10 protein-coding genes are annotated in these 13,477 nt (G+C 72.0%); 4 read left to right on the top strand and 6 right to left on the bottom strand.

Going from position 1 to position 13,477, the window contains the following annotated elements; genetic code table 11:
- The first annotated feature begins 85 nt into the window (after positions 1–85).
- Positions 86–2,371 carry a transketolase gene (gene tkt, locus IE272_RS04370; protein WP_190006276.1) on the top strand — a complete coding sequence of 762 codons (2,286 nt, stop codon included), beginning with the start codon at positions 86–88 and terminating at the stop codon, positions 2,369–2,371.
- A gap of 13 nt (positions 2,372–2,384) precedes the next feature.
- Here tkt and IE272_RS04365 read toward each other — a convergent pair whose 3' ends face one another.
- The 4 genes from IE272_RS04365 to IE272_RS04350 form a co-directional block, all read right to left on the bottom strand.
- The gene (locus IE272_RS04365) at positions 2,385–3,620 is read right to left on the bottom strand and encodes an epoxide hydrolase family protein (RefSeq protein ID WP_190006275.1); all 1,236 of its coding nucleotides are present in this window, start codon (positions 3,618–3,620) and stop codon (positions 2,385–2,387) included.
- Between the two features lie 105 nt (positions 3,621–3,725).
- Complete coding sequence (locus IE272_RS04360; protein ID WP_050360762.1) at positions 3,726–4,793, bottom strand: glycerophosphodiester phosphodiesterase family protein; 1,068 nt, start codon at positions 4,791–4,793, stop codon at positions 3,726–3,728.
- A gap of 218 nt (positions 4,794–5,011) precedes the next feature.
- Positions 5,012–6,466 (bottom strand): amino acid permease, encoded by a 1,455-nt coding sequence (locus tag IE272_RS04355; RefSeq protein ID WP_190006274.1) that lies wholly within the window; start codon positions 6,464–6,466, stop codon positions 5,012–5,014.
- A 121-nt stretch (positions 6,467–6,587) separates the two neighbouring features.
- On the bottom strand, positions 6,588–8,063 hold the full coding sequence (locus IE272_RS04350; protein ID WP_229897201.1) for an amino acid permease: 1,476 nt from the start codon (positions 8,061–8,063) through the stop codon (positions 6,588–6,590).
- Positions 8,064–8,398: 335 nt separating this feature from the next.
- Between IE272_RS04350 and IE272_RS04345 the strand changes: the two genes are divergently transcribed.
- Positions 8,399–8,992 carry a biotin transporter BioY gene (locus IE272_RS04345; protein WP_190006273.1) on the top strand — a complete coding sequence of 198 codons (594 nt, stop codon included), beginning with the start codon at positions 8,399–8,401 and terminating at the stop codon, positions 8,990–8,992.
- Positions 8,993–8,998: 6 nt separating this feature from the next.
- Here the strand turns inward: IE272_RS04345 and IE272_RS04340 are convergent, their stop codons facing one another.
- Complete coding sequence (locus IE272_RS04340) at positions 8,999–10,285, bottom strand: FAD-binding oxidoreductase (protein WP_190006272.1); 1,287 nt, start codon at positions 10,283–10,285, stop codon at positions 8,999–9,001.
- A 119-nt stretch (positions 10,286–10,404) separates the two neighbouring features.
- Positions 10,405–11,838 carry an amino acid permease gene (locus tag IE272_RS04335; RefSeq protein ID WP_050360757.1) on the bottom strand — a complete coding sequence of 478 codons (1,434 nt, stop codon included), beginning with the start codon at positions 11,836–11,838 and terminating at the stop codon, positions 10,405–10,407.
- A 225-nt stretch (positions 11,839–12,063) separates the two neighbouring features.
- Between IE272_RS04335 and IE272_RS04330 the strand changes: the two genes are divergently transcribed.
- Together IE272_RS04330 and IE272_RS04325 are read left to right on the top strand one after the other, a co-directional pair.
- Positions 12,064–12,552 carry a ribose-5-phosphate isomerase gene (locus IE272_RS04330; protein WP_032790965.1) on the top strand — a complete coding sequence of 163 codons (489 nt, stop codon included), beginning with the start codon at positions 12,064–12,066 and terminating at the stop codon, positions 12,550–12,552.
- Positions 12,553–12,634: 82 nt separating this feature from the next.
- On the top strand, positions 12,635–13,459 hold the full coding sequence (locus IE272_RS04325; protein WP_050360756.1) for an Fpg/Nei family DNA glycosylase: 825 nt from the start codon (positions 12,635–12,637) through the stop codon (positions 13,457–13,459).
- Positions 13,460–13,477 lie beyond the last annotated feature (18 nt).

Here is a 13,477-nt window from a genome sequence, read left to right as displayed (position 1 = left end):
CTAGGACCTTCGGCGCTGCCCTTCCCCCTTTTGTCCCGTAAAAGTGATGTGCTCCTTCGATCGCCCCGTCGATCAGGAGGACTTGATGGCACCCCCGAACGCCCCCGAAGCCCCGAACACCCCCGACGCCCCGAACGGATCGAACGGATCGAGCGGATCGAACGCCTCGCGGGGCGCCGGGACCGGCCCCCGCGACCCGAACCTGGCCCCGCCCCTCGCGGACGCGGCGGGCTGGGGGCCGCTCGACGTCCGCGCCGTCGACACCGTGCGGGTGCTGGCCGCCGACGCCGTGCAGAAGGCGGGCCACGGCCACCCGGGCACCGCGATGAGCCTGGCCCCGCTCGCGTACCTGCTGTTCCAACAGGTGATGCGGCACGACCCGGCCGACGACCAGTGGCTCGGCCGGGACCGCTTCGTGCTGTCCTGCGGACACTCCAGCCTCACCCTCTACATCCAGCTGTACCTGAGCGGCTACGGCATGGAGCTGGCGGATCTGGAGGCGCTGCGCACCTGGGGGTCCATCACCCCCGGCCACCCGGAGTACCGCCACACCAGGGGCGTCGAGATCACCACCGGGCCGCTGGGGCAGGGGCTGGCCTCCGCCGTCGGCATGGCCATGGCGGCCCGGCGCGAGCGGGGCCTCCTCGACCCCGAGGCGCCGGCCGGCACGAGCCCCTTCGACCACCACGTGTACGTCGTCGCCTCCGACGGCGACCTGATGGAGGGCGTGACGTCCGAGGCCAGTTCACTGGCGGGACACCAGGAGCTCGGGAACCTGATCGTCTTCTACGACTCCAACCACATCTCCATCGAGGACGACACCGACATCTCCTTCAGTGAGGACGTCACCGCCCGCTACGCCGCGTACGGCTGGCAGGTCCAGACGGTCGACTTCACCCGGACCGGCGACTACGTCGAGGACGTCGACGCCCTGCTCGCCGCCGTCGAAGCCGCGAAGGGCGAGCGCGGCCGGCCCTCCCTGATCCTGCTGCGCACGATCATCGGCTGGCCCGCGCCCACCAAACAGAACACCGGAAAGGCCCATGGCTCCGCGCTCGGCGACGAGGAGGTCGCCGCCACCAAGAAGCTGCTCGGCTTCGACCCGGACGCCGGCTTCGTCGTCGAGGACGACGTGCTGCACCACGCCCGCGCGGTCGTCGGGCGAGGCGCGGAGGCCCATCGGGCCTGGGAGCCCGGCTACCGGGAGTGGCGCTCCGCCCACCCCGAGCGCGCCGGACTCCTCGACCGGCTGCGGGAGCGGCGGCTTCCGGAGGGCTGGACCGACAGCCTGCCCGTCTTCGGCCCGGACCCCAAGGGCATCGCCACCCGCAAGGCGTCCGGCGACGTGCTCACCGCGCTGGCCCCCGTGCTGCCCGAGCTGTGGGGCGGCTCGGCCGACCTCGCGGGGAGCAACAACACCACCATGGAGGGCGAGCCGTCCTTCGTGCCGGAGAGCAAGCAGACCGGCGAGTTCCCCGGCAACCCCTACGGCCGCACGCTCCACTTCGGCATCCGTGAGCACGCCATGGGCGCGATCCTCAACGGCATCGCCCTGCAGAGCCTCACCCGCCCCTACGGCGGTACGTTCCTGATCTTCAGCGACTACATGCGCCCGGCCGTCCGGCTCGCCGCCCTGATGAAGCTCCCGGTCACCTACGTCTGGACCCATGACTCCATCGGTCTGGGCGAGGACGGCCCCACCCACCAGCCCGTCGAGCAACTCGCCGCCCTCCGCGCGATCCCCGGCCTCGACGTCGTACGGCCCGCCGACGCCAACGAGACGGCCGTCTGCTGGCGCACCGTCCTGGAGCACCACGACCGGCCCGCCGGCCTCGCCCTGACCCGGCAGCCGCTGCCCGTCCTGGAGCGGGGAGACGGCGCGTACGCCTCCGCCGAGGGGGCCGCCCGGGGCGGGTACGTACTCGCCGACTGCCGCGAGGGGACGCCGGACGTGATCCTCGTCGCGACCGGGTCGGAGGTCCATGTCGCCCTGGAAGCAAGGGAGTTGCTGGCCGCCGATGGGTGCGACGCACGCGTGGTCTCGCTGCCCTGCCGTGAGTGGTTCGCCGAGCAGCCGTACGCCTACCAGGACGCGGTGCTGCCGCCCGACGTACGGGCCCGCGTCAGCGTCGAGGCCGCCGTCGCCCAGGGCTGGCGGGACGTCGTGGGGGACGCGGGCCGCACGGTGAGCCTGGAGCACTTCGGCGCGTCCGCCGCCTACGAGCGCCTGTACCAGGAGTTCGGCATCACGCCCCGCGCGGTCGCCGACGCCGCACGGGAGAGCGTCCGCGCGGCTGCCGGACCCGTCCGGCCGGGCGGGGAGCGCCCCGGCCGGGTCCCCGGCGGGGGCGGCCCGGGGGACGTCGGCTGACCGGCGACGTCGTTCAGGGCCTGCGGCCGCGGAAGGTGCGGCGCAGGTCGCTCACCCACGCCTCGGGGTTCTCCCAGGGGATGAAGTGGCCTCCGCGGTCATGGGCGTTGACGTTGACGTGGTTGAACCAGGCGGCCTGCGGACCGCTCTCGAACGCCCGGACGCGCTCGTCGGCGGTGTGGACGCCGGGCGGGTTCTCGTACGTGACGAAGGTGAGGCCGACCGGGGCCTGCACGACCGGGGTGCGGTCGTGGGCCGGGGCCCAGGGATAGCGGTTGGCGTTGGCGTAGTAACGCATCGACGTGGCGATGGAGTTGTTCACCCAGTAGATCGTGGCGTGGGTCAGCAGGTCGTCCTTGCTGAAGACGGACGCGAGGTCGCCGCCGTTGTCGCTCCAGGCGTTCCAGCGTTCCAGCAGCCAGGCGAGCAGTCCGGCGGGGGAGTCGCTGAGCCCGTGGGCCAGGGTGGCGCCGTCGAGCATGTGCACGGCGAGGTGCGGCGCCCAGCGGCGGTCCTGCTCGACGACGCGGGCGCGGACGTCGGCGGGCTGGTCGTCGGTGAGGGGCCGGTTCCGGGCGAAGTCCCAGGCGCGGGGGCCGGTGAAGAAGTCGAGCGGGAGCCCGGAGCCGATGTGGATGCCGTACAGCTCGTCGGCGTACTTGTGGCCGAGCTGGCTGGAGACGATCCCGCCGATGTCGCAGCCCCCGGCGGCGTACTTCTCGTATCCCAGCGTCTCGGTCATCAGCGTGTGCCAGAGGTCGGCCACCTTCCAGAAGTTGACGTCCGGAAAGCCGGTGAGCGGTCCGGGGAAGCCGAAACCGGGCAGGGACGGCACGATGACGTCGAACGCGTCGGCCGGGTCACCGCCGTACGCCGCCGGGTCCGCGAGCGGACCGATCACCTTCGACCAGTGCCAGAACGTCCACGGCCAGCCGTGGGTGAGGATCAGCGGGACCGGGTGCGGGCCCCGGCCGGGCTCGCGCATGAAGTGCACGGGGACGCCGTCGACGCTCACCCGGTACTGCTCGTGGGCGTTGATGGCGGCCTCGGCCGCGCGCCAGTCGTAGCCGTCGCGCCAGTGGGCGACCAGCTCACGGAGAAAGCTGTCCGGAACGCCGTAGGACCCGTCCTCGTTCCCCTCGTCCAGCGGCGGTCGGGTCAGTGCGAGACGGGCGCGCAGGTCGTCGAGAACCTGGTCGGCCACCTGGATCGGGGTGGGCTCCAGGGGGAAGGCGTGCGGGGCGGTCATGGCGTGGTCCCTTCCGGGGAGGAGGAAGTGCTGTCGCCGGAACGCTTCCACATCCGCCCCGCCCCGCGCGGGCCGACGGCCCACCCGGGGCCGCCCGCCCCGGCGCTACCGCCGCAGGTCGTCCCTGGCCTGCACGGCGAGGTCCGGGAAGTCCGTCACCACCGCGTCCACGCCCTGCCCGTAGTGGAAGGCGTACTCGGCGAACGCGTCGCCGAAGGCGGTGGGCGCACTGCCCCGGCGGTACGCGGCCGGGAGGTACTGGTTCTCCGCCCGGAAGGTGTACGCCCCGACCTTCAGGCCCGCCGCGTGGGCGTCCGCCAGCAGCGTGCTCGGCGGGACGAGGGAGGACTTGTCCGGGCCGATCCAGTCCGCGTACGAGGCGATCTCGCGGAGCCCGGCCGGGGTCATCATGTCCCGGTAGGAGACCCCGTGCCCGTACGGGCCTCCGCTCGTGCCCAGCGCCTGCCAGAGCGGGAGTCCGAGGCGGGCCGCGGCCACCCGGCGCAGGCTCGTGGGCTCGAAGGACTGGACGACACAGTCCCGGGCGGTCAGCCGGTTCCGGCGGATCACCCGGATCAGCTCCTCCTCCAGCGGCAGCCCGATCGAGCGGAAGTACGTCGGGTGCTTCGTCTCGGGGAACACCGCGATCCGCCGGCCCGACTCCCGGGACAGCCGCCGGGCCAGGTCGATCACCTCCTGGAAGGTCATCACCGAGCCCCGCCCGTCGAAGACCGTGTTGCGGTCGCGGACCAGCGGGAGCCGTTCCACGGTGCGCAGCGTCCTCAGCTCGCGCAGGTGGAAGTCCTCGGTGAACCAGCCGGTCACCGCCTTGCCGTCGACGGTCTTCGTGGTCCGGCGGTCGGCGAACTCGGGGCGTCCGGCGACGTCCGTCGTCCCGCCGATCTCGTTCTCGTGCCGCACGACCAGGACATGGTCCTTCGTCGGCACGAGGTCCGGCTCGATCCAGTCGGCCCCGGCCCGTACGGCATAGGTGTACGCGTCGGCGGTGTGCTCGGGCCGCCAGCCCGCCGCGCCCCGATGCCCGATGACCAGGGGGCCCGACGGGCGGTGCGGGCCCCGGCCGGCGGGGGCGGCGACGGCCGGGGCGGTGGCCGCGGCGGTGACGGCGGCGGTCGCCAGGAGGATCGAACGACGTCTGGGGGCAACGGACATGACGGCTCCTCGGGTGGGTGGAGCCACCACGGAAGCGAGGGCGGATGACGGCCCGGCGTACGGTACCCGGCCCTGCGATGTCCTGTTGGCCACGGGTGCACGCCGCGCCGGAACCCCACACGGGAACGCCGGACGCCGAACGCCGGGCTCCACCCCGATCGTACGAGGAGGAGCCCGGCGTTCGTAGAGGTCGTACGGGAACCGCTGCCGCGAGGCTGCTACTGCCGCTGCGCCGGGATCCCGGCCGCGCCGTCGTTGTCGCCGTCGTTGGCCCGCCGCCGCTGACGTACGAGGCCGACGCCGATCAGCACCACGGTCAGCGCGCCCGTGGCCAGCAGCTGGTCCCGGGTGTCCGGCTGGCGCAGCATCAGCAGGAAGATGCCCACCATGGCCGCCAGGGCGACGATCGTGCCGACGGGGAAGAACCACATCCGCACGACCAGCTTCTCGGGCGCCTCCCGCTCGGTGCGGCCGCGCAGGATCAGCTGGGAGGCCGCGATGAAGATCCACACCACCAGGATCACCGCGCCGATCATGTTCAGCAGCCAGGGGAAGACGTCGTCCGGCCGCCAGTAGCTGAGCAGCACGCAGGCGAACCCGAAGACCGAGGAGAACAGCACGGCGTTGCGCGGCACCCCGGAGGAGATCTTCCCGAGCACGGCCGGGCCCTGGCCCCGGGCGACCAGCGACCGGGCCATGCGGGACGCGCCGTAGATGTTGGCGTTCATCGCGGAGAGCAGGGCGATGAGGATGACCACGTTCATGATCTGCGCGGCGGACCCGATGCCGAGGTGGTCGAGCATCGCGTAGAACGGGCCGACCTCGGCGACCTTCGGGTCGTCCCAGGGGACCAGCGTGACGATGACCGCCATCGACCCGATGTAGAACACCGCGATGCGCCACATCGCCGTACGGACCGCCTTCGCGACGCCCTGCACCGGGTTCTCCGACTCGGCCGCCGCGATGGTGACGGTCTCCAGACCGCCGTACGCGAAGACGGAGGTGAGGAGTCCGATGATGAACCCGTCCATACCCTTGGGGAGGAAGCCGCCGTCCCCCGTGAGGTTGGAGAGGCCGGGCGCCTCCGTGTCGGGCAGCACGCCGAGGATCGCCAGCAGGCCGAGCACCAGGAACAGCGTGATCGCGATGACCTTGAGCGCGGCGAACCAGAACTCGAACTCGCCGAAGTTCTTCACGGCGGCCAGGTTGGTGCCGAGGAAGATCACCATGAACAGGGCGACCCAGGCCCACTCGGGCGTCCCCGGCAGCCAGCCGCTGACGATCTGCGCGGCCCCGATGCCCTCCAGGCCCACGGCGACGCAGAGCAGGAACCAGAAGGACCAGCCCGCGGTGAACCCGGCCCACGGGCCGATCGCCCGCTCGGCGTGCACGGAGAAGGAACCGGACGCCGGATTGGCGGCCGACATCTCGCCGAGCATGCGCATCACCATCATGACGAGCAGCCCGGAGATGGCGTAGGCGACGATGATCGAGGGTCCGGCGGCGGCGATCCCGGCGCCCGAGCCGACGAACAGCCCGGCGCCGATCACCCCGCCGAGGGCGATCATCGAGAGGTGACGCTGTTTGAGGCCGTGGGTGAGCGCGGAGTCCGCCGAGGGGCCGGCGGGGGCCGCGGCGTCAGCGGTGGGGGGAGACGCGGGGGTCCGAGGCATGGACGAGCTCTGTTCGATAGCTGAGACGGGGGGACGAACCCACAGTCTGAGCACCTGTACCGCTCACACGGAACAGGTGTCCGCTATACGGTCACCAGGCTCACACAAGGTGCACACCCGCCTACCGGTCGGCAACGGCCGAGCCCCGGCGCTCCCGCCACTGCCGACCCACCGCCACCAGCAGCACCAACGCCGTCGCCCCGGCCGACCACAGCACCTGCGGGCGCGCCGCCTCGTCGGTCAGCATCAGCAGCAGCACCCCGAACAGCCCGGCCAGCGTCACCCAGGTCAGATACGGGAAGCACCACATCCGCAGCGAGAGCGCCTCGGGAGCCTCCTGCTCCAGCCGGGCGCGCAGCCGCAGCTGGGAGGCGGCGATCAGCGCCCACACGAACAGCAGCACCGCGCCGACCGAGTTGAGCATGTAGAGGAACACCGTGTCCGGCCACAGCAGGTTGAGCAGGACGGAGACGAAGCCGAAGGCCACCGAGGCCAGCACCGCCCGCCGCGGCACACCGCCCGTCGATTCCCGGGACCCCCCGCCCGAGACCTTCAGCAGCCCGCGCGGGGCCTCCCCGCGCTCCGCCAGCGAGAAGATCATGCGGGAGGAGCCGTACAGATTGGCGTTGAGCGCGGAGAGCAGCGCCACGAACACCACGATGTTCATGATCTGCCCGGCCGACGGCACCCCGATCGCGTCCAGCACCTTCACATACGGGCTCAGGCCCGCCTGCTGCGCGGTCCACGGCAGCACGGTCACGATCACCAGCATCGAGCCGACGTAGAAGAAGAGGATGCGCACCACCGCGCTGCGCACCGCACGCCCCACCGCCCGCGCCGGGTCGTCCGTCTCGGCGGCGGCGATGGTGACGACCTCCAGACCGCCGAAGGCGAAGACCACGGTCAGCACGCCGGAGACGACCCCGCCCCAGCCGTTCGGCAGGAAGCCGCCCTGGCCGGTCAGGTTGGTCATCCCGACCGGATCGGTGTCCGGGAGCCTCCCGAAGACCGCCAGCAGCCCGAGCACCAGGAAGACGACGATCGCGCCGACCTTCAAGGAGGCGAACCAGAACTCGAACTCGCCGAAGTTCTTCACCGCCGTCAGGTTCGCCGCGGTGAAGACCACCATGAACAGCAGCACCCACGCCCACGGTTCGATGCCCGGCACCCAGCCGTGGGCGATCTGCGCGGCCGCCGTCGCCTCCACGGCGAGGACCACCACCAGCAGGAACCAGTACAGCCAGCCGACGCTGAACCCGGCCCACCGCCCGAGCGCCCGCTCGGCGTGCACGGAGAACGATCCGGAGGCGGGCATCGCGGCGGACATCTCGCCCAGCATCCGCATCACCAGCATCGCGAGCGCCCCCGCGATCAGATACGAGACGACGATGGCGGGCCCCGCCACCGCGATCCCGGCGCCGGAACCCACGAACAGCCCCGCCCCGATCACCCCGCCGAGCCCCAGCATCGTCAGATGGCGCTGCTTGAGCCCGTGCGACAGCGGCTCGGCCGGAACGGCGGAGGACGAAGGGCCGGGAGCGGGAGCGGGGGTGGAGGTGGAGGTGGAGGTGGAGGTGGGGGGAGGAACCTCGTGCATGGGGGGAGGGGTCACTCTCGGATCAGCGGGTCGCGGCGGGTCGTTCGGGGCCGACCGGAGCGACCTGATCGTTTATGGGGAAGCTACAGTCTCGCCGATCGTCGCCCTCCCCGCCAAAATGCGCCGCCACCGCCCTCACCTCCGTGACGAGCGTCACGCGGGAACACGATTGCGGCGCGGGCTTTGTGCGAATCCCACCAAGCCATCAACCGCCGCTTTGTGGGCGGCTGATGGTGATCGAGCGTTAACCCGTGGGCTAACGTCGGCGGGAGCCCGACCCCACCCTGCCCGGCGGGGGCCCCACCGGCCCACCTGCCCTCACCCGCGGAGTCCCGATGAGCACTGCTGCCGCCCCCGTCCGCTCCGGAGCGGTCCTCGCCGACCTGCTGCCCGCAGCCCGCCACCGCTACGCCGTGGACGCGGCCCTCGTCCTCGGCGGCGCCGCCCTGACCGGCATCGCGGCCCAGATCGCCGTCCCGGTCCCCGGCTCCCCGGTCCCGGTCACCGGCCAGACCTTCGCCGCGCTCCTCATCGGCACCGCGATGGGCGCCCGCCGGGGCTTCCTCTCCCTCGCGCTGTACGCACTCGTCGGCATGGCCGGCATGCCGTGGTTCGCCGAGGCCTCCTCGGGCTGGTCGATGCCGTCCCTGGGCTACGTCTTCGGCATGCTCCTGGCCGCCACCGTCGTCGGCGCGCTCGCCCGGCGCGGCGGCGACCGCTCCGTGCTGCGCACCGCGGGCACGATGGTCCTCGGCTCCGCGATCATCTACGCCATCGGCGTGCCCTACCTCGCGCTGTCCACCGGGATGTCGCTGAGCGCCGCCGTCGCGGCCGGCCTCGTCCCCTTCCTGATCGGCGACGCCCTCAAGGCGGCGCTGGCCATGGGCGCGCTGCCCGCCGCCTGGAAGATCCTCGGCCGCCGAGGCTGACACTCCCTAGTAGGGGCCGCCGAAGAGGCCCGCCGGATCGAACTGGGAGACCAGACCGGCGAGCCTCTTCGCCGTTTCCGGCTCATGGAAACCGGCGGTACGGTCCCCGCCGCCGAAGGAGAAGTTCAGCGACCGCCCCCGAACGAGCGGCCCCAGCACCCCGGACACCTCCCCGTACAGCGAGCGCACCGCCGCCACGTCCGTACCGCCCAGCGGCGACAGCAGCCGCAGCAGGAAGCCCGCGTCCCGGTACGGCACCGCGTTCGCCGTGTCCGGCCGCCCGGCCAACGCCCCGCCGAGATGGTTGAGCTGCACCACCGTCATCATCGGGGCCCCGGGCCCGGTCAGCTCCAGCACCCGGGCGGACCGCCCCGCGTCCAGCTCCCGGAGCGCCAGCCCCTCCCCGTAGTACGCGTGCGGGAACGGCGGGTCGCTGTGGATGGTGGGGCTCTCGGCGTACGGCATCTCCCGCAACGAGTCCGCGAGTACGGGGCCGCTTCCCCGCAGCGGGGCCACCAGCCGCTCGCCCTCGGCCGCGTCCCCCGTGAAGGCGACCCGCACCGAGACGACGTACCGCCCGCGCAACTCCTCGGGCAGCTGCGGCATGTCCGGGTAGACGAGCGCGGCCAGCGACGACGTCAGGGACTCCGGCACGGTCCGGGTCCACTCCAGATAGCGGCCCGCCACCTCGGCCGCCCGCTCCCCGGCGAACGCGATCGAGCCCCCGTACAGCCGCTCCACCGCGACCAGGTCGATCTCCAGAGCGGTCACCACCCCCAGCCGGTGCCCGCCGCCGCGCAGCCCCCAGAAGAGCTCCGGCTCGCGCTCCGGCGTGACCCGGCGCAGAACCCCGTCGGCGGTCACCACCTCCAGCGCCCGGACCCGGTCGGCGGCGTACCCGAACTGCCGGGCCAGGATGCCCAGTCCGCCGCCCAGGGTGTACGAGACCGCGCCCACCGAGGGCGACGAGCCGTTGAGCGGGGCCAGCCCGTGCGGGATCGCCGCCGCGGTCACCGCGCCCCAGGTCGCGCCCGCGCCGATCCGGGCGGTGCGGCGGACCGGGTCGACGGCGACGGAGTCCAGGGCGCGGGTGGAGACGAGGACGCCGCCCTCGACCGCCCCGGGCAGCCCGTGCCCGGTGGCGTGGGCGGTGACCGCGAGCCCGCGCGCGGCGGCGTACGCCACGGCCTCCCGTACGTCGTCGGGGGTCGCGGCCTCGACCAGCCGGCCGGGCCGGATCGGGAAGCCGGTCTGGAAGGTGGCGGGTGCGGATCCGGTGGGTCGGTACGACACGGGGAGGCTCTCCTTCGCTCGCGTTTCGGCGGTGCGAGGAAGAGCCTCCCCGGGAAACCTGACAACCTCTGTCAGGTAATGATCGAACGGGTGCTGCTCAGCTGAGGATCACGTACGGATCACTTGGCGACGGCCTTGCGGCCGCGCATCTCCCGGAACAGCGAGATGCCCACCACCAGGGCCGCGACCAGCAACGACAGCACGACCTGCTCGCGGGCCGCGTCGTCGGTCAGCATGTAGACCAGGACGAAGGAGATCATCGCGATCGTCGCCCAGGTGAGGTACGGGAAGAGCCACATCCGTACGACCAGCTTGCCGGGGGTCTCCCGCAGGATGATGCCGCGCATCCGCAGCTGGGTGAAGCAGATGACCAGCCACACGAAGAGCGCGACCGCGCCGGAGGAGTTCAGCAGGAACTGGAACACCGTGTCGGGCCACTGGTAGTTGAAGAACACCGCCACGAAGCCGAAGACGACCGAGGACAGGATCGCCGCCTGCGGCACACCGCGCTTGTTGACCTTGGCGAAGGCCTTCGGCGCGTCGCCCCGCTCGCCGAGCGAGAACGCCATCCGGGAGGCGGTGTAGAGGCCGGAGTTGAGGCAGGACAGCACGGCCGTCAGCACGATGAAGTCCATGACCTGGCCCGCGTGCGGGATGCCGATCACGTCGAGGGCGGCGACATAGCTGCCCTTCTCGACGATCGACGGGTCGTTCCACGGCAGCAGCGTCAGCACGACGAAGATCGAACCGAGGTAGAAGACGGCGATACGCCAGATCACGCTGTTGGTGGCCTTCGAGACGGCCCGCTGCGGGTCCGACGACTCACCCGCGGCCAGCGTCACGATCTCGCTGCCCATGAACGAGAAGACGACCATCAGCACACCGGTCAGGATCGCGCCGGGCCCCTCGGGGAAGAACCCGCCGCTGTCCGTCAGATGCGCGAGACCCGACCCCGGGTTGTCCGCCCCCGGCAGGAAGCCGAAGACCGCGAGGAAGCCGATGACCACGAACGCGCCGATCGCCACGACCTTGATCCCGGCGAACCAGAACTCGAACTCGCCGTAACTGCCCACCGAGACCAGGTTGGTGGCGGTCAGCACGACCATCACGATCAGGGCCCAGGCCCACTGGGGGACCCCCGGGATCCAGCTCTCCAGGATCTTCGCGCCCGCCGTGGCCTCGACGGCGAGCACCACGACCCAGAAGAACCAGTAGAGCCAGCCGATGGAGAAACCGGCCCAGCGGCCGAGCGCCTGGTCGGCGTAGGCGGAGAAGGAACCGGAGCTCGGCCGGGCGGCGGCCATCTCGCCGAGCATCCGCATCACGAGGACGACCATCAGGCCGACCATCGCGTACGACAGCAGAATCGCCGGGCCCGCGGCCGCGATGCCCGCGCTGGAACCCACGAAGAGTCCGGCGCCGATCACACCGCCGATCGCGATCATCGAGAGGTGGCGGTTCTTCAGACCTGCCTGAAGCCCGCCCGACGAGTCCGGCCGGTCCGGCTCACCGGGCTCCTGGCCCGGCTTCGCCAGCGTCGTCTGCGACGTCATGGGGGGAATCCTTACGTTTGGTGCGTGAGGGTGTGCCCTGCTCCGCCGTGGGGTGGTGCGAAGACAAGGCCACGCATTCAAGCCCGGAAAGATACGGAAGCGGAACCCCCTCTTTCGGATCGTTTGCCGGATCGTTGCCCGAGTGGTGTCGACCACATCGAACGCGGCGGGAGGCCCCGACCCCGCTGACGGCTACCCCGCGAAGTTCGTGCCACACTTCGCACCATGCGCGTGTACCTCGGATCCGACCATGCCGGCTACGAACTCAAGAACCACCTCGTCGAGTGGCTCGGTGCCCACGGCCACGAGGCCGTCGACTGCGGCCCCCACATCTACGACGCCCAGGACGACTACCCGCCGTTCTGCCTGCGCGCCGCCGAGAAGACGGCCGCCGACCCGGACAGCCTCGGCATCGTGATCGGCGGCTCCGGCAACGGCGAGCAGATCGCCGCCAACAAGGTCAAGGGCGTCCGCGCCGCACTGGCCTGGAGCGAGCAGACCGCCGCCCTCGGCCGCGAGCACAACGACGCCAACGTCGTCGCCATCGGCGGCCGGATGCACACGGTCGAGGAGTCCACGAAGTTCGTCGAGATCTTCCTCTCCACGCCGTACTCGAACGAGGAGCGCCACACGCGCCGCATCGAGATGCTCGCGGCGTACGAGAACACCGGCGAACTCCCCCCGATCCCCGCCCACCACCCGCAGCAGGGCTGATCCGACCTTCGCTCTCCCGTGCCGCCGGGTCCCGGACCCGGCGGCACGGCCATGCCGCCCGCCCTTCCCCAGGAGCCCCGCCGTGCCCGAGGGACACACCATCCGCCGCCTCGCCGACGACCACGCCGAACGGTTCGCGGGCACGCCGGTACGGGTGAGCAGCCCGCAGGGCAAGTTCTCCGACAGCGCGGCCCTGCTCGACGGGCGGACCCTCACCGCCACCGACGCCCACGGCAAGCACCTCTTCCTCGGCTTCGGCGACACCGGCTGGGTCCACATCCACCTCGGCCTCTTCGGCAAGCTCGGCTTCGGCGCCGCCCCGCCCCCGCCGCCCACCGACACGGTCCGCCTCCGGCTGGTCAACGCCGGCCACCACGCCGATCTGCGCGGCCCCACCACCTGCGCCCTGATCACCGAGCCCGAGAAGCGCGCGATACACGAGCGCCTGGGTCCGGACCCGCTGCGCGGCGACGAGGACGGCGAGCGCGCCTGGCAGCGGATCTCCCGCAGCCGGACCACTGTCGCCGCCCTGCTGATGGACCAGAAGGTCATCGCGGGCGTCGGCAACGTGTACCGCGCCGAGGTCCTCTTCCGTCACGGCATCGACCCGTACCGCGCGGGCCGGGACCTCACCCGCGCCGAGTGGGACACGATCTGGGCGGACCTGGGGGAGCTGATGCGCGAAGGCGTGCGGAACAACCGGATCGACACCGTCCGCCCGGAACACCTCCCCGAGGCCATGGGCCGCCCGCCCCGCAAGGACGACCACGGCGGCGAGGTCTACGTCTACCGCCGCGCGAACCTGCCCTGCCACATCTGCCGTACGGAGATCCGCACCGCGGACCTGGTCTCCCGCAACCTCTTCTGGTGCCCCCGGTGCCAGCCCCCGGGACCCTCCGGCGACTAGGGCGTGTCCCTAAGGGCG

Origin of the sequence: Streptomyces anulatus, assembly GCF_014650675.1 — a bacterium.
GTDB lineage: Bacteria > Actinomycetota > Actinomycetes > Streptomycetales > Streptomycetaceae > Streptomyces > Streptomyces anulatus.
This window is presented reverse-complemented; position numbering and strand designations above follow the sequence as displayed.

Excerpts from the sequence above, each read along its gene's own strand:
- IE272_RS04355 (WP_190006274.1), bottom strand. The coding sequence starts at position 6,466 with ATGCCTCGGACCCCCGCGTCTCCCCCCACCGCTGACGCCGCGGCCCCC.
- IE272_RS04335 (WP_050360757.1), bottom strand. The coding sequence starts at position 11,838 with ATGACGTCGCAGACGACGCTGGCGAAGCCGGGCCAGGAGCCCGGTGAG.
- IE272_RS04365 (WP_190006275.1), bottom strand. The coding sequence starts at position 3,620 with ATGACCGCCCCGCACGCCTTCCCCCTGGAGCCCACCCCGATCCAGGTG.
- IE272_RS04360 (WP_050360762.1), bottom strand. The coding sequence starts at position 4,793 with ATGTCCGTTGCCCCCAGACGTCGTTCGATCCTCCTGGCGACCGCCGCC.
- IE272_RS04345 (WP_190006273.1), top strand. The coding sequence starts at position 8,399 with ATGAGCACTGCTGCCGCCCCCGTCCGCTCCGGAGCGGTCCTCGCCGAC.
- IE272_RS04350 (WP_229897201.1), bottom strand. The coding sequence starts at position 8,063 with ATGCACGAGGTTCCTCCCCCCACCTCCACCTCCACCTCCACCTCCACC.
- IE272_RS04330 (WP_032790965.1), top strand. The coding sequence starts at position 12,064 with ATGCGCGTGTACCTCGGATCCGACCATGCCGGCTACGAACTCAAGAAC.
- tkt (WP_190006276.1), top strand. The coding sequence starts at position 86 with ATGGCACCCCCGAACGCCCCCGAAGCCCCGAACACCCCCGACGCCCCG.